The 21,785-nt window shown below is 61.5% G+C and carries 20 protein-coding genes; 8 read left to right on the forward strand and 12 right to left on the reverse strand.

What is annotated here, in order from left to right; genetic code table 11:
- Window positions 1–23 precede the first annotated feature (23 nt).
- Window positions 24–491 (forward strand): group III truncated hemoglobin, encoded by a 468-nt coding sequence (locus IB244_RS30040; RefSeq protein ID WP_026372130.1) that lies wholly within the window; start codon window positions 24–26, stop codon window positions 489–491.
- An 8-nt stretch (window positions 492–499) separates the two neighbouring features.
- On the opposite strand, the gene IB244_RS30045 is transcribed toward IB244_RS30040, so the two are convergent.
- Both IB244_RS30045 and IB244_RS30050 read right to left on the reverse strand, forming a co-directional pair.
- A complete protein-coding gene (locus tag IB244_RS30045; protein ID WP_018859752.1) occupies window positions 500–1,021 on the reverse strand; it encodes a GNAT family N-acetyltransferase in 522 nt (173 codons plus the stop codon).
- A gap of 21 nt (window positions 1,022–1,042) precedes the next feature.
- The gene (locus IB244_RS30050; protein WP_169679558.1) at window positions 1,043–1,609 is read right to left on the reverse strand and encodes a helix-turn-helix domain-containing protein; all 567 of its coding nucleotides are present in this window, start codon (window positions 1,607–1,609) and stop codon (window positions 1,043–1,045) included.
- Window positions 1,610–1,749: 140 nt separating this feature from the next.
- Between IB244_RS30050 and lepA the strand changes: the two genes are divergently transcribed.
- Window positions 1,750–3,582: a translation elongation factor 4 gene (gene lepA, locus IB244_RS30055; protein ID WP_018859750.1), complete on the forward strand. Its 1,833-nt coding sequence runs from the start codon at window positions 1,750–1,752 to the stop codon at window positions 3,580–3,582.
- 63 nt (window positions 3,583–3,645) lie between these two features.
- Here the strand turns inward: lepA and IB244_RS30060 are convergent, their stop codons facing one another.
- On the reverse strand, window positions 3,646–4,101 hold the full coding sequence (locus IB244_RS30060; protein WP_018859749.1) for a GFA family protein: 456 nt from the start codon (window positions 4,099–4,101) through the stop codon (window positions 3,646–3,648).
- Between the two features lie 665 nt (window positions 4,102–4,766).
- Between IB244_RS30060 and IB244_RS30065 the strand changes: the two genes are divergently transcribed.
- From IB244_RS30065 to IB244_RS30085, 5 genes are read left to right on the forward strand one after another with little or no spacing between them, the layout of a single operon-like run.
- Window positions 4,767–6,347, forward strand: a complete 1,581-nt coding sequence (locus IB244_RS30065) for a peptide ABC transporter substrate-binding protein (protein WP_018859747.1) — start codon at window positions 4,767–4,769, stop codon at window positions 6,345–6,347.
- Between the two features lie 48 nt (window positions 6,348–6,395).
- On the forward strand, window positions 6,396–7,319 hold the full coding sequence (locus tag IB244_RS30070; protein ID WP_018859746.1) for an ABC transporter permease subunit: 924 nt from the start codon (window positions 6,396–6,398) through the stop codon (window positions 7,317–7,319).
- On the forward strand, window positions 7,316–8,233 hold the full coding sequence (locus IB244_RS30075) for an ABC transporter permease (RefSeq protein WP_062375524.1): 918 nt from the start codon (window positions 7,316–7,318) through the stop codon (window positions 8,231–8,233). Before IB244_RS30070 ends, IB244_RS30075 begins: the two co-directional genes overlap by 4 nt.
- Before the next feature lies 1 nt (window position 8,234).
- Window positions 8,235–9,242 (forward strand): ABC transporter ATP-binding protein, encoded by a 1,008-nt coding sequence (locus IB244_RS30080; protein ID WP_192306653.1) that lies wholly within the window; start codon window positions 8,235–8,237, stop codon window positions 9,240–9,242.
- Window positions 9,235–10,218 carry an ABC transporter ATP-binding protein gene (locus tag IB244_RS30085; RefSeq protein WP_018859743.1) on the forward strand — a complete coding sequence of 328 codons (984 nt, stop codon included), beginning with the start codon at window positions 9,235–9,237 and terminating at the stop codon, window positions 10,216–10,218. Before IB244_RS30080 ends, IB244_RS30085 begins: the two co-directional genes overlap by 8 nt.
- Window positions 10,219–10,298: 80 nt before the next feature.
- Here the strand turns inward: IB244_RS30085 and IB244_RS30090 are convergent, their stop codons facing one another.
- The 9 genes from IB244_RS30090 to IB244_RS30130 form a co-directional block, all read right to left on the reverse strand.
- Window positions 10,299–11,756 carry a lytic transglycosylase F gene (locus IB244_RS30090; RefSeq protein WP_113471368.1) on the reverse strand — a complete coding sequence of 486 codons (1,458 nt, stop codon included), beginning with the start codon at window positions 11,754–11,756 and terminating at the stop codon, window positions 10,299–10,301.
- 108 nt (window positions 11,757–11,864) lie between these two features.
- Complete coding sequence (locus IB244_RS30095) at window positions 11,865–12,893, reverse strand: trans-3-hydroxy-L-proline dehydratase (protein ID WP_113471367.1); 1,029 nt, start codon at window positions 12,891–12,893, stop codon at window positions 11,865–11,867.
- A 9-nt stretch (window positions 12,894–12,902) separates the two neighbouring features.
- Window positions 12,903–14,594, reverse strand: coding sequence for an aconitase X (locus IB244_RS30100; protein ID WP_192306655.1), 1,692 nt, complete (start codon window positions 14,592–14,594; stop codon window positions 12,903–12,905).
- Between the two features lie 84 nt (window positions 14,595–14,678).
- Window positions 14,679–15,929, reverse strand: a complete 1,251-nt coding sequence (locus IB244_RS30105) for an NAD(P)/FAD-dependent oxidoreductase (protein ID WP_192306657.1) — start codon at window positions 15,927–15,929, stop codon at window positions 14,679–14,681.
- Between the two features lie 7 nt (window positions 15,930–15,936).
- Window positions 15,937–16,659: an amino acid ABC transporter ATP-binding protein gene (locus tag IB244_RS30110; RefSeq protein WP_018859738.1), complete on the reverse strand. Its 723-nt coding sequence runs from the start codon at window positions 16,657–16,659 to the stop codon at window positions 15,937–15,939.
- Window positions 16,652–17,305 carry an amino acid ABC transporter permease gene (locus tag IB244_RS30115; protein ID WP_018859737.1) on the reverse strand — a complete coding sequence of 218 codons (654 nt, stop codon included), beginning with the start codon at window positions 17,303–17,305 and terminating at the stop codon, window positions 16,652–16,654. Before IB244_RS30115 ends, IB244_RS30110 begins: the two co-directional genes overlap by 8 nt.
- Before the next feature lie 12 nt (window positions 17,306–17,317).
- Entirely contained in the window at window positions 17,318–17,983 is a 666-nt protein-coding gene (locus IB244_RS30120; RefSeq protein WP_018859736.1) for an amino acid ABC transporter permease, read from the reverse strand.
- A 69-nt stretch (window positions 17,984–18,052) separates the two neighbouring features.
- Window positions 18,053–18,862 (reverse strand): transporter substrate-binding domain-containing protein, encoded by an 810-nt coding sequence (locus tag IB244_RS30125; protein ID WP_192306659.1) that lies wholly within the window; start codon window positions 18,860–18,862, stop codon window positions 18,053–18,055.
- A gap of 184 nt (window positions 18,863–19,046) precedes the next feature.
- Window positions 19,047–20,564 carry an aldehyde dehydrogenase (NADP(+)) gene (locus IB244_RS30130; protein WP_192306661.1) on the reverse strand — a complete coding sequence of 506 codons (1,518 nt, stop codon included), beginning with the start codon at window positions 20,562–20,564 and terminating at the stop codon, window positions 19,047–19,049.
- Between the two features lie 150 nt (window positions 20,565–20,714).
- Here IB244_RS30130 and IB244_RS30135 point away from each other — a divergent pair, with 150 nt between their 5' ends.
- Entirely contained in the window at window positions 20,715–21,752 is a 1,038-nt protein-coding gene (locus IB244_RS30135) for an Ldh family oxidoreductase (RefSeq protein WP_192306663.1), read from the forward strand.
- The last annotated feature ends 33 nt before the right edge of the window (window positions 21,753–21,785 follow it).

Here is a 21,785-nt window from a genome sequence, read left to right on the forward strand (position 1 = left end):
ATTGCGACGCGCCGGAGTTGACGATGGATACAGAAATTCAGGGCCGCGCGGCACATGTCGCCGCCATACGCGAGCGTGCCGAAGCCGAGATGAAGGCGATGGGCGTCGACGAGGCGTTCATCGATCGGTTGGTCGAGACGTTCTACGCCCGTGTGCTGCAGCATGCGACGCTTGGACCCGTGTTTGATGCCCGGCTTTCCGGCCGCTGGTCCGACCATATGCAGAAGATGAAGAGCTTCTGGTCATCAATTGCCTTTCGCAACGGCGCTTATGGCGGCAAGCCGGTGCAGGCGCACACGGGCGTCGCGAACCTGACGCCCGATCTCTTCCCGCAATGGCTGGCACTGTTTTCCGCGACGCTCAGCGATATCGCGCCGAACCCTGAGGCCAAGGCCTGGTTCATGACGACCGCTGAACGCATCGCCAAGAGCCTGACGCTGTCGCTGTTCTACAATCCAGCACTCGACGCGCCCCAGGCCAAACCCGCCTGAGCGCCACTTCAGGCGACACGCTTGTAGAAAAATGTGGTGGCGCAGAGGCCGCCCTCCGGCCACAGCGCATAATCCGGGATGACACCGACCGGCTCCCAGCCCAGCCTGGGGTAGATCGCCTCGGCATCGCTGCCGGTTGCCGTGTCAAGCACGAGGAGCGTCTTGCCGCGGACGGCGGCTTCTCGTTCCGCAGCATCCATCAGCAGACGTGCAAGGCCCTTGCCCCGGGCCGAGCGATGCACCAACAGCTTCTTCAGATCGCCGCGATGCGGCTGATTCGGCATCTGTGCGGCACCGACCTGCACCGTGCCAACGGCTCTGCCGTCGATCTCCGCCACGAGGAGCAGCGTTGCACCGGACGCGACGGCATCGGCGACGCCCTGCCAGTAAGGCTCGGCATCCGCGTTGCCATAAGGCTGCATGAAGCCGACCGAGGCGCCGCCGTTGACGCAATCGGTCAGCACGTCGCAGAGGTCGGGGATCGCCGCACGGGCTTCTGCCGCATCAAGAAGGCGGATCGTAGCTGTCATCACTTTTTCTCCTGAAATGAATTAGCGCCCGCGCCGATCGAGTACGACGCAATAGCGGGCGGGAATGTTGCCGGGGTTATGAAAAACATGGCCTTCGCCGACCGGCAAGAACAGGCAGTCGCCAGGCAGCAGTCGGTAGACGGTGTCGCCCGTCGTCATTTCCATTTCGCCATCGAACAGCCAGACATGCTGTGTCATGCCGTTGCTGGCTGCGTGCGGCGGGAAACTAACGCGACCGCCTGGCGGGAATTCGACATCGACGATATCGACAGACGAAGCGGCTCCCGGCGGGGAGACGGAGCGCCTGACGTAACCGGTCTCCGGATCCCGCCAGACCTGCTGGTCCTGACGGCGCGACAGCGGCGAGACCTCGCCGTCCTCGGCAAAGAAGGCCGACAGCGACAGGCCGAGCGCTGCGCAAATCCTGGCGAGGAGCGGGGCCGTCGGGCTCGCTTCGCCGCGCTCGATGCGGGAGATCATCGCCCGGCTGACGCCGGAGGCGTTGGCCAGGTCTTCCAGCGTCAAATTCCGCTCGATCCGCAGTCTGCGGATGCGAAGGCCGATCGCCGTTTCGAGTTCTTGTTCCATCATTGGATCCGATTTTCTATTATAATAGACTTTCACGATCTGATAATAGAATCAAGTATCATGTTTCGGTCCGCGAAACGGCGACTTATCGTAAACGAACCCCTGCTTTTCCGCTTTGCGGCAAGGGTCGGCGCTGCTATATGGCGCGCATGAGCACCAATTCGACGACTCCGCTTTCCCATATCCGCAATTTCTCGATCGTGGCCCACATCGACCACGGCAAATCGACGCTTGCCGACCGCCTGATCCAATCGACCGGCGGCCTGGCAGAGCGCGAGATGTCCGAGCAGGTGCTTGACAACATGGATATCGAGCGCGAGCGCGGCATCACCATCAAGGCCCAGACGGTGCGTCTGCACTACAAGGCCAAGGATGGCGAGACCTATATCCTGAATTTGATCGACACGCCCGGACACGTCGACTTCGCCTATGAGGTCTCGCGCTCGCTCTCGGCCTGCGAAGGTTCGCTGCTCGTCGTTGACGCCAGCCAAGGCGTGGAAGCCCAGACGCTCGCCAACGTCTACCAGGCGATCGACAACAACCACGAGCTTGTCACCGTCCTCAACAAGATCGACCTGCCAGCCGCCGAACCTGATCGCATCAAGGAACAGATCGAGGAAGTGATCGGTATCGATGCCTCGGAAGCCGTTTTGATTTCGGCAAAGACCGGCCTCGGCATCCCCGATGTCCTCGAGGCAATCGTTCAGAAGTTGCCGGCGCCGAAGAGCCCCGGCGGTGAAAAGGCACCGCTGAAGGCGCTGCTCGTTGACAGCTGGTACGACACCTATCTCGGCGTCATGGTCCTCGTCCGCGTCATCGACGGCGTGCTGACCAAGGGCCAGACGATCCGCATGATGGGCACGGACGCCAAGTACCAGGTGGAACGCGTCGGCGTGCTGACGCCAAAGATGGTCAATGTCGACAGTCTCGGGCCTGGCGAAATCGGCTTCATCACCGCCTCCATCAAGGAAGTGGCCGATACGCGCGTCGGCGATACCATCACCGAGGACAAGCGCCCAACGACGCAGGCCTTGCCGGGCTTCAAGCCGGCACAACCGGTCGTGTTCTGCGGTCTCTTCCCCGTCGATGCCGCGGATTTCGAGGATCTGCGCGCGGCGATGGGCAAGCTTCGCCTGAATGATGCCTCCTTCTCCTTCGAAATGGAATCATCGGCCGCACTCGGCTTCGGCTTCCGTTGCGGCTTCCTTGGCCTGCTGCACCTTGAGATCATCCAGGAACGCCTTGAGCGCGAATTCGACCTCGACCTGATCGCCACTGCGCCTTCGGTCGTCTACCAGCTGACGATGACCGACGGCAGCGAGCGCGAACTGCACAATCCGGCTGACATGCCCGATGTCGTCAAGATCGACGAGATCCGCGAGCCCTGGATCAAGGCGACGATCATGACGCCTGATGATTACCTCGGCGGCATTCTCAAGCTCTGCCAGGATCGTCGCGGCATCCAGACGGAACTCACCTATGTCGGCACCCGCGCAATGGTGACCTACGAGTTGCCGCTCAATGAAGTTGTCTTCGACTTCTACGACCGGCTGAAGTCGATTTCGAAGGGCTACGCCTCCTTCGACTATCACCTCGAAGGCTACCGCGAAGGTAACCTCGTCAAGCTGTCGATCCTCGTCAATGGAGAGCCTGTCGATGCGCTCTCCATGCTCGTCCACCGCGCGTCTGCCGAGAAGCGTGGCCGCGACATGTGCGAGCGGCTGAAGGAACTGATCCCGAAGCACATGTTCAAGATCCCAATCCAGGCAGCGATCGGCGGCAACGTGATTGCCCGCGAGACCATCTCGGCGCTGCGCAAGGACGTGACGGCCAAGTGCTACGGCGGCGACGCCACCCGAAAGCGCAAACTTCTGGACAAGCAGAAGGAAGGCAAGAAGCGCATGCGCCAGTTCGGAAAGGTGGAGATTCCACAGGAAGCCTTCATCGCCGCGCTCAAGATGGGCGACGAATAAAAGCATCATTTTCAGCCCGGCCGGCGCACGACGCATGGCCGGGCTTTTTGATCCTGCGCTGCCTCAACTGCAGGCCATGTATTCCTTCACCAGCCCTTGATAGGCGTCCATCGACGGCAGCGCCTCGTAGCTGCGGACCGCGCCGGTTTCGGCGAAGGGCAGTTTTTCGCGGGTCCAGGTCTCGATGAACGGCCGGAACCAGCGCGGATCGTCCAGCATCGTCGGACGCAGGTTGACGAACCAATCCATCCCGTCCGATCGCGTGAACATCCAGGTCATGCAGTGGCCGCAGAAATAGTGGTGCGCCTCGACGCCGTGCAGCCCACCGATGACGGGCTCTCCTTCGGTGATTTCGAAGGCCTCCGCCGGGATCGCGGCACTCAGCGAAAAGGCGCTCGACGACATCTTCTGGCACCCTGTGCAATGGCACGCCATGGTCAAAAGCGGCTTGGCGCGGATCTTCAATCGCACGCGGCCGCATCGGCAGCCACCGGTCCAAGGTAGATTTACTTCGGTCATCGCGACCTCCCTTCGTCATGCTCAATCTAGCGGCAGGCGGCGCGGCGTCAAACTGTCGGCTGCAGGCAAACCGGCATCGCCTCCTAGGAATCGGAAAGCCATGATCGCGCGGATATTCGCGCCACTGGCAGCGACCAAGCGATAGCGACCTTTGGATCGAGTGCACACTGGCCCACCTCCGCACCGGCCCGCTTGTCGACCAGAATCAACGCACCGTTTTCCGTCAGCGTCTGCAAGCCACGGGCGAAGACCGGTGCCACCTAATCCAGTCGTTCCCCGAAATCGCGGGACAACGCAGCATTTCAAAAACAGACGGCGGCAAGATGTCGCAAACGAGCCTATCCGTCATTGAATAGTCAACGTAATTCGCCGCAAAGGCATCAAAAGATGAGCCGGCTACCCTCGGTATCTGCAATCATTGATTGAATGCATTGAAGCTTACCCATCGTACGAAACGGCACAGCACGGGCGAAATCCCTCCTTCTGCGGCAGGCCGGACGGCTACAGACTAGAAATTTTCGCGGCGGCAAGGAGTGTCGCTCGCTGCTTCATTTGGGGACTTGCAACGGCAGGCCTTTACGATAGGTTGTGCGCTGACCTGAACGTAACTGGTCATGGGAACAAACGACTAATAAAGGCGAAAAGCCTAGAAAGGTGGCCCCCATATGAACTTTCTCACGAAAAAATTCCTGGCTTCAGCCGTGCTTGGCTCACTGCTGGCCGTGACCGCGCACGCCGCGACACTCAACATCCACAATGGCGGCGACCCGCAGTCCCTCGACCCGCAGAAGCTGTCGAGCGACTATGAGAACCGCATTGCTGGCGACATCTTCGAGGGCCTCGTCACCGAAGACCCGAAGGACGATCCGATCCCGGGACAGGCTGAAAGCTGGACCGTCTCGCAGGACGGCAAGGTTTATACCTTCAAGCTTCGCGACGGCATCAAGTGGTCGGATGGGCAGCCGGTGACGGCCGGCGACTTCGTCTTCGCCTTCCAGCGCCTTGTCGATCCGAAGAACGCCGCGGAATACGCCTATCTGCAATTCACCATCAAGAACGCGGAAAAGATCAACAAGGGCGAAATCACCGATTTCAGCCAGCTCGGCGTCAAGGCGATCGACGACAAGACGCTCGAGATCACGCTTGAGAACCCGACCCCCTATTTCATCAATTCGCTGATGCACTACACCGCCTATCCGCTGCCGAAGCATGTGGTTGAAGCCAAGGGCAATGACTGGGTGAAGATCGGCAACATCGTCACCAACGGCCCGTACAAGCCGACCGAGTGGATTCCGGGCGCGTCCGTCACGACAGTCAAGAACGACCAGTATTACGGCGAGAAGGACCTGAAGATCGATGGCGTGAAGTTCTTCACGCTCGAGGATCAGGAAGCGGCTCTGAAGCGCTTTCGCGCCGGCGAATTCGACATCATGACCGACTTCCCGACGGATCAGTATGAATGGATGAAGAAGAACCTGCCGGGCCAGGCCCATGTCACGCCGTTCCTCGCCAGCTACTACTACGTGCTCAACGCCACGAAGCCGCCGTTCGACGACAAGCGCGTTCGTCAGGCCCTCTCGATGGCCGTCAACCGTGAAGTCATCGGCCCGAAGATCCTCGGCACCGGCGAACTGCCGGCCTATTCCTGGGTACCGCCGGGCACCGCGAATTATGGTGAGCCGGCCTATGTGAGCTGGAAGGACATGCCCTACAAGGAAAAGGTGGAAGAGGCGAAAAAGCTGCTCAAGGAAGCAGGCTTCGGACCTGACCACCCGCTGAAGGCACAGCTCCGCTACAACACCAATGACAACCACAAGCGCGTAGCTGTGGCGATCGCCTCGATGTGGAAGCCGCTCGGCGTACAGATCGAGCTCTACAACACCGAAACCAAGGTCCACTATGACGAGATGCAGCACGGTCAGGTCGAAATCGGCCGCGCAGGCTGGATCGCGGACTATAACGATCCTGATAACTTCCTGGGTCTACTCGTTTCCGGCGTTTCGATGAACTATGGCCGCTGGAGCAATGCCGACTTCGACAAGCTCGTCAAGGAAGCAAACGCTCAAACCGACCTGAAGAAGCGCGCCGAAATCTTCAAGCAGGCCGAACAGCTTGCGCTCGACGACAGCGCCGCCATTCCGCTTTATTACTATGTCTCGAAGAACGTGGTCTCGCCGAAGGTCCAGGGCTTCGTCGACAATATTCAGGACATCCATCGCACGCGCTGGCTGTCGGTCAAAGAATAAGGAACACCGGCCCTTCCCGCTGAATGTGGGAAGGGCCGATCCACGACCATGATCAAATATGCACTCCGTCGCCTGCTGTCGACGATCCCCGTGATGTGGATCGCCGTGACACTCAGCTTTTTTGTCTTGCGCCTTGCTCCCGGCGGCCCGTTCGATGGCGAGAGGCCATTGCCGCCGGTGATCCTGAAGAACCTCGCGGCTCACTACAATCTCGACAAGCCGCTGATCGAACAATACCTGATCTACGTCTTCGACGTGTTGAAGGGTGATCTAGGCCCGTCGTTCGCCAACGAAGATTTCAGCGTTGCCCAGCAAATCATGATCGGCGTGCCTTACACGTTCACGATCGGGGGCCTCGCCTTCATTTTTGCCATCCTTATCGGCGTGACAGTCGGCTGTCTTGGGGCACTTTATCAGAATAAAGCGCCTGACTACCTCCTCGGGCTGCTCGTTCTCGTTGGCCTCGTTCTTCCGAACTTTCTGATTGCGCCTATCCTGCAGCTGGTCTTCGGTATCCATCTCGGCTGGCTGCCTGTCGGCGGATGGGGTGACGGCTCGTTCCGCTATCTCGTCATTCCGATCGTTGTGCTGGCTTTGCCACATGCGGGCCGCATCTCGCGCATGACCCGCGGCTCGATGATCGAGGTGATGAACCAGAACTACATCCGGACCGCCAAGGCCAAGGGCATCGGCCCACGGCTAACCGTTATTCGTCACGCGCTAAAGCCCGCAATGATGCCTGTCGTTTCCTATCTCGGTCCGGCGGCAAGCTACCTTCTCACCGGCTCGCTGGTTGTCGAGAGCATCTTCGGACTGCCGGGCATCGGCCGCTACTTCGTCAACGCAGCGCTGAACCGCGACTACGGCATGGTTCTCGGCACAGTCATCTTCTACATGGTGCTGATCGTCTTTCTGAACCTTCTCGTCGACATTGCCTATGCATGGCTCGATCCGAAAGTGAGAAACCGATGATCCTCAATCCAGCAAAGAGAGAGCTGCTCGCGGCCGAGCTTCTCGAGGCCGAAGGGCTTTCGCACAAGAGCCGCTCGCTGACCAGCGATGCGCTGCGTCGTCTCTCCCGCAACAAGGCAGCAGTCGTCGCCATCATCGTGTTGCTGCTCCTGATACTGGTCGCATTCATCGGCCCGTACCTGATCCCGTTCGACTACGAGGAACCGGATTGGGCGGCGTTCCGCATGCCGCCGGATATGGAAAGCGGCCATTATTTCGGAACAGATCCAAATGGCCGCGACCTGCTTGCGCGCGTGCTCTACGGCACCCGCGTCTCGCTTGCGGTTGCGGCAACTGCCACGATCGTTTCGGTGGTCATCGGGGTGCTCTATGGAGCGATCTCCGGATACATCGGCGGCAGACTCGACGCGCTCATGATGCGCTTCGTCGATATCATGTATGCGCTGCCTTACATCCTCTTCGTCATCCTGCTGATGGTGGTGTTCGGCCGAAACGTCTACCTGCTATTTGCGGCAATCGGCGCGCTGGAGTGGCTGACCATGGCTCGCATCGTGCGCGGGCAAACACTCTCGATAAAGCAGCGCGAGTTCATCGAGGCGGCACGTGCATCCGGCCAGAAACCGTTCAAGATCATCCTCAAGCACATCATTCCGAACTTGGTCGGCCCAGTGGTGATTTTCGCCGCGTTGACCGTTCCTGAAATCATCGCGACCGAAAGCTTCCTGTCCTACCTCGGCTTCGGTGTTCAGGAACCGCTGACATCACTCGGGACGCTGATCGCCGAGGGCACCGACGCCATGGAAAGCATGCCGTGGCTCTTGGCCTTCCCGGCCTGCTTCCTCGTCGCCCTGCTGATGAGCCTGCTTTTCATCGGCGACGGCCTGCGCGATGCGTTCGACCCGAAGGATCGATAGAATGCAACACGAAACCAAAAACGATACGCTTCTCGAACTGAAGGACTATTCGATCACCTTTGCGACGCCGGATGGCGAGGTGAAGGCCGTCTCGAACATGAACCTGTCGATCCGGCGCGGCGAGCGCGTGGCGATCGTCGGCGAGTCCGGCTCGGGCAAGAGCCAGACCTTCCTCGGCGTCATGGGTCTGCTTGCCAAGAACGGCCGCGCCAGCGGCCAAGCACTACTCGAGGGCAAGGATGTGCTGGCGCTAAGGCCGCGCGAGCTCGACCATGTCCGCGGCAAGGACATGGCCATGGTGTTCCAGGACCCGATGACCGCGCTCAATCCGTCTCTGCGGATTTCCCGGCAATTGACGGAGCAGCTTGAGGTTCACCGCGGCTTCACCGCGCGGGCTGCCTCCAACGAGGCGCTCGATATGCTGAAGCGCGTCGGTATCCCCGACCCGACGCGGCGCTTCAGCCTTTACCCGCACGAGCTGTCGGGCGGCATGCGCCAGCGCATCGTCATTGCCATGGCGCTGTTGACGAAACCGAAGCTGCTCATTGCCGACGAGCCGACGACGGCGCTTGACGTGACGATCCAAGCGCAGATCCTCGATCTCTTCAACGACCTGACGGCGGAAATGAACACGGCGCTCGTCATGATCACGCATGATCTGGGCGTCGTCGCGGGCCTCGCGGATCGCGTGGCCGTCATGTATGCCGGGCGGATCGTCGAGGAAGCGCCAGTCGACGAGCTCTTCGAGGTACCGGCGCATCCCTATACCGCTGCGCTGCACGCTTCGATCCCGCGGCCGGACCAGGACGTCGATCAGCTCGCCGTCATTCCCGGCCGCCCGCCCAATCTGCAGCACCTGCCGAAAGGCTGCAGCTTCTCGCCGCGCTGTCCCATGGTCCAGAACGATTGTATCGACGCCTCGCCGAAACTTGAGATGTTGGCGAAAGGCCATTCCGCGGCCTGCTTCCATCCCTTCCCCCGCCGCGAGGAGGTTTTGAACCATGGCTGAACGATCACTCCTTAGGGTCGAGAACCTCACCACCCAGTTCGAAATTCCGTCGAAGAGCTTCTTCAAACCGCCGATGACGCTGACTGCGGTGAACAATGTCAGCTTCGACCTCAGAGAAGGCCGGACGCTGGGGATCGTCGGAGAGTCCGGTTGCGGCAAGTCCACACTTGGCCGCTCGATCCTGCGTCTGTTGAAATCGCAGAAAGGCCGCATTCTCTGGCAGGGGCGCAATCTGCTCGACCTGTCGGATGAGGAAATGCGCGCGGCTCGCCGCGACATGCAGATCATCTTCCAGGATCCGATTGCCTCCCTCGATCCGCGCATGACGGTCGGCGACATTATCGCCGAACCGCTCACCGTCTTCGAGCCGAAGCTTACAAAAGCGGAACGCGTGGCGCGCGTACAGGAGATCATGGGTGCCGTCGGCCTCGTGCCTGAAATGATCAACCGCTATCCGCACGAGTTCTCGGGCGGCCAGGCACAGCGCATCGGCATTGCCCGCGCAGTCGTAACACGGCCGAAGCTGATCATCTGCGACGAGCCGGTTTCGGCGCTCGACGTGTCGATCCAGGGGCAGGTCATCACGCTCTTGCGCAAGCTTCGCAAGGAGTTCGGGCTGACGCTGATCTTCATCAGCCACGACCTTTCGGTCGTACGTCTGATCTCAGACGATGTGCTGGTGCTCTATCTCGGCAAGGTGGTCGAGGCTGGCGATTGCGCCACCGTGTTCGACAGCCCGGCGCATCCCTACACGCAGGCGCTCTTCTCGGCCGCGCCAGTGCCCGATCCGAAGCTTGCACGCAACCGGCAGCGTATCCGGCTTCAGGGCGACCCGCCCTCGCCGCTCAATCCGCCGCCCGGCTGTGTCTTCTCTCCGCGTTGCTGGAAGGCCACGGACATCTGCCGCACGGAGATGCCGCCAACGGAGCAGGTCAGGCCCGAGCAAACCGCCGCCTGCTATCACATGGACCGGTAAGCCGGCATCGACAGAACTGCAAACGGCCCGCCCGTTTTCCAGCGGGCCGTTTGACCTATTCGACACCGAAGGCATAGTCGCTAGTTCTTGGCAGGTGTGGTCGTGCTCATCGAGGCGCGCTGTGCTTCGACCCGCTCCATCAGCAGGCTGTAGGCGATGTAGTATTTGAAGATGTTGCTGACATATTGGACCGTTTCCCGGCCGACGATGGCAGCTGCGGCATTCTCGACGTTTCCGAACCAGACATTGGGATCGAGCCCCATGTCCTTTGCCTTGGCGCGAAACTTCCGGAGATTTCCCGGACCCGCATTGTAGGCGGCAAACGCCATCAGCTGCTGGTCGCGCGGCGAAACACCCTCCCCCTTGATGGAGACTTCAACCAGATAGCGTAGGTATTTCGCGCCGGCCTCGACATTGAGATCCTCGCTCTTGGCGATGCCGGTTATGCCGATCTCCTTGCCCGCCGCCGTGGCAGGAAGCAGTTGCATCACGCCGACGGCGCCCCTCGGACTACGCCGCGACTGGTCAAGCTGGGATTCCTGATAGCCCTGCGCCATCAGCATCAGATAGTCGAACGAGTACGTGCCCGCATGCTTGCGGAAGATTTCGACCAGTTCCTTGAAGCGATCGACATCGGCAGGCGAATAGGCACGCCGCAGAATCGTATCGCTCTTGAAATAGCGGTTGCGCAGCAGATTGCCGAAGGTCGTGCCAACCTTGTGCTGCTCGGCGAACTTGTCGAGGACGGCTTTCAACTGCGGACTATTCTTGCGGATCGCCCAGGCGATCTGCCCGTGAGTGGCCACGGCGACATCAGGATGGACCTTCAATTCCGTGAACACCTTCGCCCATATGTCGGCCTTGTATCCATCGACCACCGTCCAGGGCAGGAGGCCGGCATTCACCATCTCCATGAGATCCTCGTCCTCAAGGTTCTCGTCGATCGGCTTGACTTGGATCTCCGGCTTTCCGTCCTTCTTCAATTGCTCGTTGAGCGACAGAAGATGCTCGTAGTAGCTGCTCGTCTGACGGACGCGGATTTCCTTGCCTGCCAGATGGGCGATGTTGGTAACCGCCTCCGCGGATGGCCCTGATACCAGCACCTCGCTCGCGTCGCTGTAGATCGGCGCGCTGAAATCGACGTCCTGAAGCCGCGCAGGGGTGACCGTCAAGTTGGCCATGATGATGTCGCCGAGCCCTTCCTTGAGGGCTGGAATCAATCGATCTCGCCCGGTCGGAATGAAGGCGACGCGGATGTGTTCGATCGCTTTTTTCCTGCCCTTGTTGAGCTCGGCCTCCAGGGCCGTCCCAAACTCCACCGCGGTTCCGAACTGGCGTCCCTTGTCGATGAAATAGATGGTCTTGCTGTATGGCACCAGGATTCGAACGAGGCGGATCTTGGTCATAGCATCGAGATCGCCCGTATTCGGCTTCGGCATGATCCCGCCGACCTCGACATTCGTTTGGGCGAACGCAGCAACCTGACCGAACAGAATGGTGATGATTGCAAGCACTATGCTGAAAAGAAGACGTCGCATGACTTGCCCCCAGCTGATGCTGCGAGCGTACCACGTCTGTTGCACAATCAAAGGTGTGCAGGCGCCTTGAGCGGAGATTATCCGTACCGCTCAAGGCTGGTCAGGCAATCAGCGGGCACCCCAGGTATCGGTCAACCGATAGCCTTCCGGCCAGGGGTCGGACGGATCGAGCATGTGCTGATGGGTACCGGTAATCCAGGCGCGGCCGGAGATCTCAGGCAGGATGGCCGGGCGACCGCCAACATCGGTCGTGCCTAGAATGCGGCCAGAGAACGTGGAGCCGATCAACGACACCGCAGTCAGACGATCTTCGAGCGTCATTTGTCCACGCGCGTGCAATACGGCCATGCGGGCCGACAGCGCCGTTCCCGTGGGCGAGCGATCGACCTTGCCGGGCTGGATCGCGACGGCTGCACCCGCACGTAGACCTTCGGCGGTACGCTCCACCGGCCCTGCAAAGAGGCAGAAGGAGAAATGATTCCAGTCCGGATTTTCCGGGTGATGAAATCCGAGCGCGGCGTTGGCGGCATTGGTAATGCGCACGCCGAGCTTCGCAATGTCATGGGCCTCGTCGGGCGACAGGCTGAAGCCCATCGCCGCCGCATCGACGATGACAAAGCTGTCACCGCCATAGGCGGTATCGATGGTCAGCGTACCCACGCCCTCGACTTCCAGCTTCGCATCCAGTCGTTCCGCGAAGCTTGGTAGGTTCTGCACGAAGATGCGCTCGGCCTTGCCGTTGCGGCACTCGGCGCGCACACGGACGAGCCCGCCGGGCGCTTCGAGGGTAATCTCGGTGATCGGCTCCTGCATCGGCAGGATGCCGCTGTCCAGCAGCACCGTGGATACGCAGATCGAATTCGATCCCGACATGGGTGGCGTATCTTCCGGCTCCATGATGATGAATGCGGCATCGGCGTCGGGATGCTTCGGTGGCACCAGCAAATTGACGTGCCGGAAAACGCCGCCGCGCGGTTCGTTCAGCACGAAATTGCGCAACGTCCCGTCTTGCGCAATCCAGCGGCTTTGCTCCCAGATCGTTTCGCCGGGCGGCGGCGTCACACCGCCGACGATGACATCGCCCACTTCGCCCTCGGCATGGGCGGAAACGACATGGATGGTCTTGGTGCTGTGCATGATACCTCCTCAGGAAAGCCAATCGGGCAACTGGGGCGGAACGCGCCCAGTCAGAGCGGCGGTGACGCAATCGGCAAGGCTGCCGAAGCGAACGGCACGACCGGAAAGGCCGGGGCCATAGTGGGCATATTTGCCCGAGTTCGTCATCAGGGAGCGGGTTCGCGTCGGGAACACGGGCTCGGAAATCGAACACCAGCAGAGATCGGGCAGGACCTGCACGCCTGCATCCTCCAACCTCTTCAACAGGCCTTCGTTGCGCGCTTCGCTGATGACCTGGCGACCGGCGGTCACAATTACCGTGACATCCGCGTACCGGCTGCGGCCGGCAAGCGCTTCTTCCAAGGCTCGACATTCGGTCAGGGAGGCATGCGGGCTGCCAATGGCAACGAGTTCCACCTCTTCCGGCCCCTCGTTTAGAACCGTCCAGGCCGCAGCCATGTCGGCGCGCGAGATGACAACCCGATCGGCATCGTCGCGGGCCGAGCCGGCAGCTTCGGGCGTAACGCCCTCCACATGCAGCATGGGTGCTGCTGACGTGGTGCCAAAAGCGGCGCACAGCGCCTTCAGGTCGTCCTGCGAAGGCCGCGCGGAGCTTAGGCCGCGCAAAAGCGGGATGCGATCCGGCGCCGCGCGACCTGCGAGATAACCGATGAGCGGCCAGAAAGCGTCATCGACGCGCTCGGGCAATTCGACATCAATGATCCGTCGTGCCTTGCGATGCTCGTCGAGATAAACGCCGGACAGCGGCGCACGTCCCGTTAGCGCGATGCAGAGATCGAGGAAATCGGGGTGTTTTGCCGTCCGCGCGCCGAGCACGGTATTGGCGAAGATCACTGCGTTGGACTCTGCCCATGCAATCGATTCTCCCGCCTGCGGTGCGCTATCCAGCAGATAGGGAGAGCAGGTGAAGGTCGGGCGACAGCCCATGCGCACATAGGCATCGGCAAGCCGTGCAGCCGGGTCGCCGAAGCTTTCCGGAACGCCTTGCGCTTGCCAATTGGCGCGGTCGACGGAAATGGCGTTCATGGTCGTCGGCACGCGGACCTGCGCGCCCATATCAGCCATCTTTTCCGCAAAGGTGAGATTGGCGGGGCTCGCATAGATGCAGCCGTCGATATGGCCCTGCGTGACATCCACGAGGCCGCGCGCGCCCTGCTGCGCCGCCATGGCGCAGATGATGCGCATGGCCTGCTGCACGGCGATGCCCTGCTGCCCGTCAAGCATGGCGCGATCTGCATCGTTTAGGTCGAGCGCAGCGGTTGCCGGAGGAGCGATCGGAATCTCCACCTCGTCTGCGACAACCACCGTATCGCTGATCTCGGCGGTCTTCGCGCGGGAGAGCGCCGCAAAGGCCTCCGGCCCAAGCCGTACGACGGGCAGAGGCTTGCCGAACATTTCGGACGCGATCAGCGCGCCGAGCGTCAACACATCCTCGGCTTCGGAAAAAACCAGGGCGGCCGGTGCGCGACCCGTCAGGACGAGGTCGAGGAGTACGCCGGAACCCGTACAGGATCCGCGGCTCGAGGGCATCATCAGAATGCCACCGGTGAGGCGGGTTCCGTGAAGCGGGTGGTGGACGTCGATCACCAAGCCAGTAGCGGGATCGACCCCGCCCCAGAAGCTCAATGCCTCCTTTGCGACAATGACGGGGCCATTCGCGGTACCGCCGAGAATGCTGCGATCGAGTGCGAGGGTTTTCATTTCACCACGAAGCCTTGAGCGGAGGGAGTCATTCACCAATGGGGGCTGATGCGGCCAACTGTCATTAGCGCGCTCCCGCCTCCATCAGAATCTTTGGGGTGAGAAGGATGCAATGTCGATCGCCGGCTTCTTGCCCGTGAGCAAATCCGCAACGATGCGCGCGGTGCCAGCCGACTGAGTCAGGCCAAGATGGCCGTGACCGAAGGCATAGACGACGCGCTGCGTGGCGCGGGCGTGACCGACGGCGGGCAGGCTGTCCGGCAAGGATGGGCGGAACCCCATCCACTGGACGCCGCCCTGAGGCTTCAGGCCGGGCAGGAAGCTCTGTGCCTTCTTCAGCATCGCCTCCGATCGACGGAAGTTCGGCGGAAGCTTCAAGCCCCCAAGCTCGACGGCGCCGCCCACGCGGATGCCTGTCGACAGCCGGGTAACGACAAATCCGTGCCCGCCGAAGGTAACCTGGGTGCGCAGATCGAAAGCCTCGGGAGGGAGCGTGGTATTGTAGCCCCTTTCCGTTTCGAGCGGGATATTCTCCCCGATCGTACGGGCCACCTGATGTGAAAATGCACCCGCCGATAGGACCACCTGTGCTGCCCGTCGCGAAGCGCCGCCGGAACTGACGACATCTACGCCGCCATCAACGGGACGGAGTGCGATGACCTCCGCACGCTCGATGGAGCCGCCGATGGCGCGGAAGTGGTCTGCCAGGGCAAGGGTATAGAGCTTGGGATCGGCGATGGAGTACCAGCCAGGCGTGAAGGTGCCATGGGTGAAGCGAGGCGCGATACCAGGCTGGATCTCATTGATGCCGGCCGCATCGAGGTGATGGAACTCGATCCCATGCTCCTCCCGCGCTTTCCAGCCGGGAAGCGAAGCCTTCAGTTCCGCTTCGCCCTCATAGACCTGCAGATTGCCATCCTTGCGCAGCATGCCCACGGTGCCGGTCTGCTGCAGGAACGGCTCAAGCTCCGCCTTCGAAAGGTCCATCAGCGCGGTTTGCGCCGCAGTCGAATGGGCGACACGGCCCGGCGCGCAGGCGCGCCAGAAGCGGAACATCCATGGCGCGATCTGCAAGGCATAGGCTGGCGGCACCGAAAGCGGGCCGAGCGGATCGAGCAGCCACTTAGGTGCTTTCTTGAGGATGCCCGGCGAAGCAAGCGGCAGGATGTCGGTAAAGGCGAAGGCGCCGGCATTGCCAGCCGAGGCGCCGGCAGCGGGACCCTCCCGGTCGAGTACGACCACCGAAAGCCCCCTTGCCTGTGCCGCGATTGCAGCGGATAGCCCAACGACCCCCGCGCCGATTACGATGACATCCGTCTGAATTTGATCGTTCATCATCGCCTCAATGGGTGGCAGCGAGGAAAGCCTGCAACTCCGGATCCTTCGGCGCACCGAACAGTTCTTCCGGGGGAGCGATCTCGGCCATCACGCCCTTGTGGAAGAAGGCGACGCGGTCTGAAACCTCACGCGCAAACTTCATTTCGTGCGTGACGCAGATCATCGTCATGCCTTCGGAGGCCAGCATGCGCAGTGTGTCGAGCACTTCGCCAACCAGCTGTGGGTCGAGCGCCGAGGTGACCTCGTCGAACAGCATGTATTCTGGCGACATGGCAAGCGCACGCGCAATCGCCATGCGCTGCTGCTGGCCGCCCGACATGCGGTTAGGATAGACCTTGAGCTTCTCCCCGAGGCCGACGTGGGTGAGCTGCCTTACCGCGATCGCCTCGGCTTCCGCCTTGGAAAGGCCGAGCACTTTTCGCGGCGCAAGCATGACGTTTTCCAGCACCGTCAGATGCGGGAAAGCGTTCCACTGCTGGAAGACGATGCCGAGCTTGCGGCGAAGCTTGTTGAGGTCGGTCGCCTTGGCATGCACATCCGTGCCGTCGACAACGATACGGCCACTGTCGATGGCCTCAAGGCCATTGATGCAGGTGAGCAGCGTCGACTTCCCCGAGCCGGAACCACCGATGATGGTCAGCACCTCGCCCTTCGGAACAGTGAGGTTGATGCCCTTCAGAACCTCCAACGGGCCGAAGGATTTGCGGACGTTTTCAATCTCAATCATTGGGGGACCACCGTTTTTCGAGATACCCGCCAATCCGGGCGATGGGGAAGCTGATAATGAAGTAGACGGTGCCGCAGATCATCAGGATGAACAGCGGCTCCTGCAGCCGGGTCACGAGAATCTGCGAGGCGCGCAGCAACTCGATCAGGCCGAGCCAGAGCACCAGCGCGGAATCCTTCATGACGCCGAGCGTCAGTCCGATCCAAGACGGCAGCGAAACGCGCGTTGCGAGCGGGGCCACAATATAGCGCATGTCCTGCCACCAGGTCATGCCGAGCGAGCGAGCCGCACGGCGCGTGGTCGGCGGCACCGCGGAAATGCCACCGCGGACGATCTCCGTGCAATAGGCAGCCGTATAGAGCGACAGCACCACGCAGGAGGTCGTGAATGGGGGCCAGCCAAGCCGCATGATGGACTGCAGCGCATTTCCGAGCACAAGCTGGATCAACAAAGGCACGGAGCGGAAGACGTCGAGCGCGAAGGTCAGCGGTGCGGACCAGTAAGGTCCGAGTTCGACGCGGATCATCCCGAAGAAGATGCCGAGAACGGTTCCGGCAGCGACCGAGACGGCCGTGACCGCGAGCGTCATTCCCGCGCCTTGCGCCAGAAAGGCCAGATCACTCCAGGTGAGGGCAGTACTAAACATCTCTCACCTCTCTCAATAACGGAACATGCGCCAGGCGAGTGCCCGGGCGGCAAGGGTCAGAACCTTGGCGATGACGTAGTAGATCACGGCAGCCAAGGCGAAGAATTCAAAGGTGCGGAAGGAGCGCGCATTCAGTTCCTGCGTCACGCCGGTAAGGTCAGTGTTCATACCGACGGTTACGCCGAGCGACGTCATCAGGACCGCCCAGACCATCTGGTTGGTCGCCGGCAGAAACGCCACGCGCAGCATCTGCGGCAGGACGATCAGGCGAAAGGCCTGCATCGAGGTCATGCCGAGCGAGCGTCCGGCGCGCGTCTGCGTGTCCGGGATCGCCTTCAGCGCGCCGCGGAAATTTTCTGCCAGGTAGCCAGCGTTGTTGAAGGCAATGCCAACCAGGAGCGCGGTAAACGGCGTGAGGTGAATGCCAAAGTTGCCGAGTCCGAAATGAGCCATGTAGATCTGGAACAGCGCCGGCGTATTTCGGGCGATCTCGACCCAAGCCGTGGCGAAGCCACCAAGGATGCGGTTGCCGGATAGCCGGAACAAGGTCAGCGCGATCGCGCAAGCCAATCCGATGACCATGGACAGGAGCGCAATCTGCATCGTGACCAGCGCACCGTCGAGCATCTGCGGCAATGCCTTGAGCGCCTGGTTCCAGTGGAAGGTGTAGTTGAACATTACCGTCTCACCTTGTCATAAAGCTGCGGCGCGAGGTCATGCCTCGCGCCGCGGGAGAAACGGTGCGGATTAGCGGTAAACGCCATTGACCGCGAGCGACGGCAGGTCGCCACCAACCCACTTCTTGTAGAGCTCGGCGTAGCGGCCGGTGCGAACCTGCTGGTTAATGAACAGGTTCAGGTAGTTGATCAGGCCGTATTCCTCACGGTTGGTGAAGAGCGAGACGTAGTCGATGTCGAACGGTGCCTTGCCGACCACAGCGATGCCGGCGAACTTGCCGGTCTTGACGTTGGCCTGGGCAACGGTCGAGGTCGAAACGGTGGCATCGATTTGGCCCTGGCTCAACGCCAGGAATACGTCGGCTTGCGTCTGGTAAGGACGGAACTCGCCGACGCCCCAGGCCTTGACCTGTTGTTCGAGTGCGATCGCTTCGTAAGTGCCAGCGGTTGCGCCGACAACCTTGCCCTTCATGTCTTCGAAGGACTTCACGCCCGACTTCTCGTTGGCCGTAACCGCCATCTCGAAGGCGAAGTAGGGAACCGTCATGCCGACAGTCTTGGCACGCTCGAGCGTGTCGGAGGTGGAGGCCACGCCGACATCAACGCGACCCGACATCAGCGCCGGAATACGCTCAGGGAACGGGGTCTCAACGATTTCGGCGGTTACACCCAGCGTCTTAGCCAGATCGTTGCAATAGTCCACGTCGAAGCCGATCGGGTTGTTATTCTCGTCGCGCGAACCCATCGGTGGGAAGTCCAGTACGACCGCGCAGCGCAGCGTGCCCGAGCCGATGATGTCGTCCAACTTGTCGGCCTTCGCCGGGCTGGTCAGAACGGTTGCGGCAGCCAGAAGGCCGAAGGCGAGGACCGAAGGTTTCATTCTATTCTCTCTCCCAGAGTTGGATTGTCGATTGACAGCGAGGCGCACTATTCCCCTTCGGCGCGCGCAAATCAATGCTAAAATACATGAAGTATGCAAAAAGTATAAGTTGAATAGCGGCTACGTCGACAAAAAAGGGCGGCCAAGTCGTGGCCGCCCTTTGCTTTTCTACCCTTGATAGGAATCAGCCGAGAAAATCTTCCGGCAGGAGATCTTCCGGCATGTTCTGGTACGAAACCGGGCGGAGGAAGCGCCGGATCGACATTGTGCCGACGCTGGTTGCGCCGAAGTTGGTTGAAGCCGGATAGGGTCCGCCGTGCACCATCGAATCGACCACCTCGACACCGGTCGGGAATCCATTGACCAGGACGCGTCCTGCCTTGCGTTCCAGCACGGGGCGCAGACGACGGGCGTCGGCAATGTCACCTGCATCCATATGGATCGTCGCCGTCAACTGACCTTCGAAGCCACGAGCGAGCGTCTCCATCTCATCGATCGTCTGGACACGCACGACAAGGCCGAGCGGTCCAAAGACCTCTTCGCCCAGGGCGTGATCGGCGAGGAACTGTGCGCCGGTTGTCTCAAACAGGTTCGGAGCGGCTGAGCGGCCAGAGGACTCGCTGGCGAACAGCGATTTGACCGTATTGCGAGTTGCAAAGCGTGACTGCCCATCCTGGTAGGCCTTCGCAATGCCATCCGTCAGCATCGTCTGCGGCGCGACCTTGCCGAGCGCTTCGACCGTTGCGGCTACGAAGCGATCGGCTTCGGCGCCTTCAGTCACAACTGCAATGCCGGGGTTGGTGCAAAACTGGCCGGCGCCCATCGTCAGCGACCCGGCCCAGCCCTGGCCGAGCGCTTCAGCGCGTGCCTTCAGCGCCTCGGGCAGCAGGAACATCGGATTGACCGAACCGAGTTCACCGAAGAACGGGATCGGCTCCGGCCGCGCGGCGCAAAGATTGAAGAGTGCGCGGCCGCCGGCGAGCGAACCGGTGAAGCCAACAGCTTTGATCCGCGGATGCTGCACGAGTGCATGACCGACATCACGGTTGCCACCCTGGATCAGCGAGAAGACGCCGGGATGAACACCCGTCTTGCGAATAGCGGCCTCGATCGCCTGCGCGACGATTTCGCCGGTTCCCGGATGCGCCGAGTGACCCTTGACGACAACAGGGCAACCTGCCGCCAGAGCGGCTGCGGTATCACCACCGGCCGTGGAGAAGGCCAGCGGGAAGTTCGAGGCGCCGAAGACGGCGACCGGGCCGACAGGGCGCTGGATAAGCCGGATTTCCGGCCGTGCCGCGGGCTGGCGGTCGGGCAGTGCCGCATCACGACGGCGGTCGAGATATTCGCCCTTTTCGATATGGTCCGCGAAGAGCCGTAGCTGACCGGTCGTGCGGCCGCGTTCGCCCTGCAGGCGAGCTTCCGGCAGACCCGTTTCCTGGCTACCGATCGCGGTGATCGCCTCGGCGCGGGCTTCGATCTCGTCGGCGATGGCGCGCAAGAACCCCGCGCGTTCTTCGCGCGTGGAGTAGCCATAGCTCCAGAACGCATCTTCGGCGGCCTCGCAGGCGCGATTGACAAGATCTACCGTACCGACTGCAAACTGGTGGACTGGACCGTGCGCCGGCGCGGATGCAAAAGTACCCGCTCCGTCGAGCCATTCGCCCGCGACGAGGTGTTTTCCATTGGGAGTGAAGACCATCTGCGATTCCTTTCTTGAGAGCCCGTGGTGCTTTACGCGAAAATCCATCCAAAGGCGAATTGCGCATGTCGGATCTTTGTATACTCTATGTATTTATAACATCAACACTCGATCGCCGTCGGCGGCCGGGCCATTCATGAGAGACACGAGATGAGCGACAACACCACCCTGACCGTACCGGCCCTGCAGGAGCGGGTCGATGCGATTTTCCGCAAGGCTGGCCTCAACGAGATCCAGGCCGGCGCACTCGCGCGCGTAATCGTCTCCGGAGAGCGGGATGCCTGCAAATCGCATGGCATCTACAGGATCGAGGGTGCGCTGCGGACCGTCAAAGCGGGCAAAGTGAATCCGGACGCGGTGCCGGAACTTATGCTGCAGGAGGGCTCCGCGATCGTGAAGGTCAACGCCAAGGGTGGCTTTGCCAATCCGGCCTTCGAACTCGGCTTGCCGGCTCTCGTGGAGCGCACCCGATCCTGCGGGCTTGCAGCCCTCGTCATCAACGACTGCACGCATTTCTCCGCGCTCTGGTCGGAAGCGGAAGCCCTGACCGAACAGGGCCTCGCCGGCCTGGTCATGTGCCCGAGCTATGCAACCGTTGCGCCGACCGGCGGCAACAAACCGCTGCTCGGCACCAACCCCTTCGCCTTTGCCTGGCCGCGCGTCGGCCAGCCGCCCTACGTCTTCGATTTTGCCACGTCGGTTGCCGCGCGCGGGGAAATCGAACTGCACCGGCGGGCTGGAAAGTCGCTGCCCGAGGGCTGGGCGATCGATGCCGACGGCAATCCGACGACCGATCCGGAGGCTGCGCTTGCCGGCGCCATGCTGCCGTTCGGCGGGCATAAGGGCTCGGCCATCGGGACGATGATCGAGCTACTGGCCGGAATCATGATCGGCGACCTGACAAGCCCCGAGGTGCTGGACTATCTCGGCACGACGACGCTGGCCCCTTTCCACGGCGAATTGATCATCGCCTTCTCGCCGGAAGCCTTCGCCGCCGGCCGGCCAGGCAATCCGTTTGCGCGGGCAGAGACCCTGTTCGAGTCCATCGTCGGCCAGGGCGCCCGCCTTCCCTCGCAGCGCCGGTATGCGGCGCGCGCAAAATCGAAGGCCGACGGCATCGCGCTGACCGACGCCGAAATCAACCAGCTCGAGCGGTTGTTCGCGCTCGGCCTGGAGGCGGTGGCTTGAGCCACCGGCAGAAATCGCCGCCAATACGGAGGG

It is taken from the genome of Rhizobium sp. RHZ02 (assembly GCF_014851575.1).
Lineage (GTDB): Bacteria > Pseudomonadota > Alphaproteobacteria > Rhizobiales > Rhizobiaceae > Rhizobium > Rhizobium altiplani.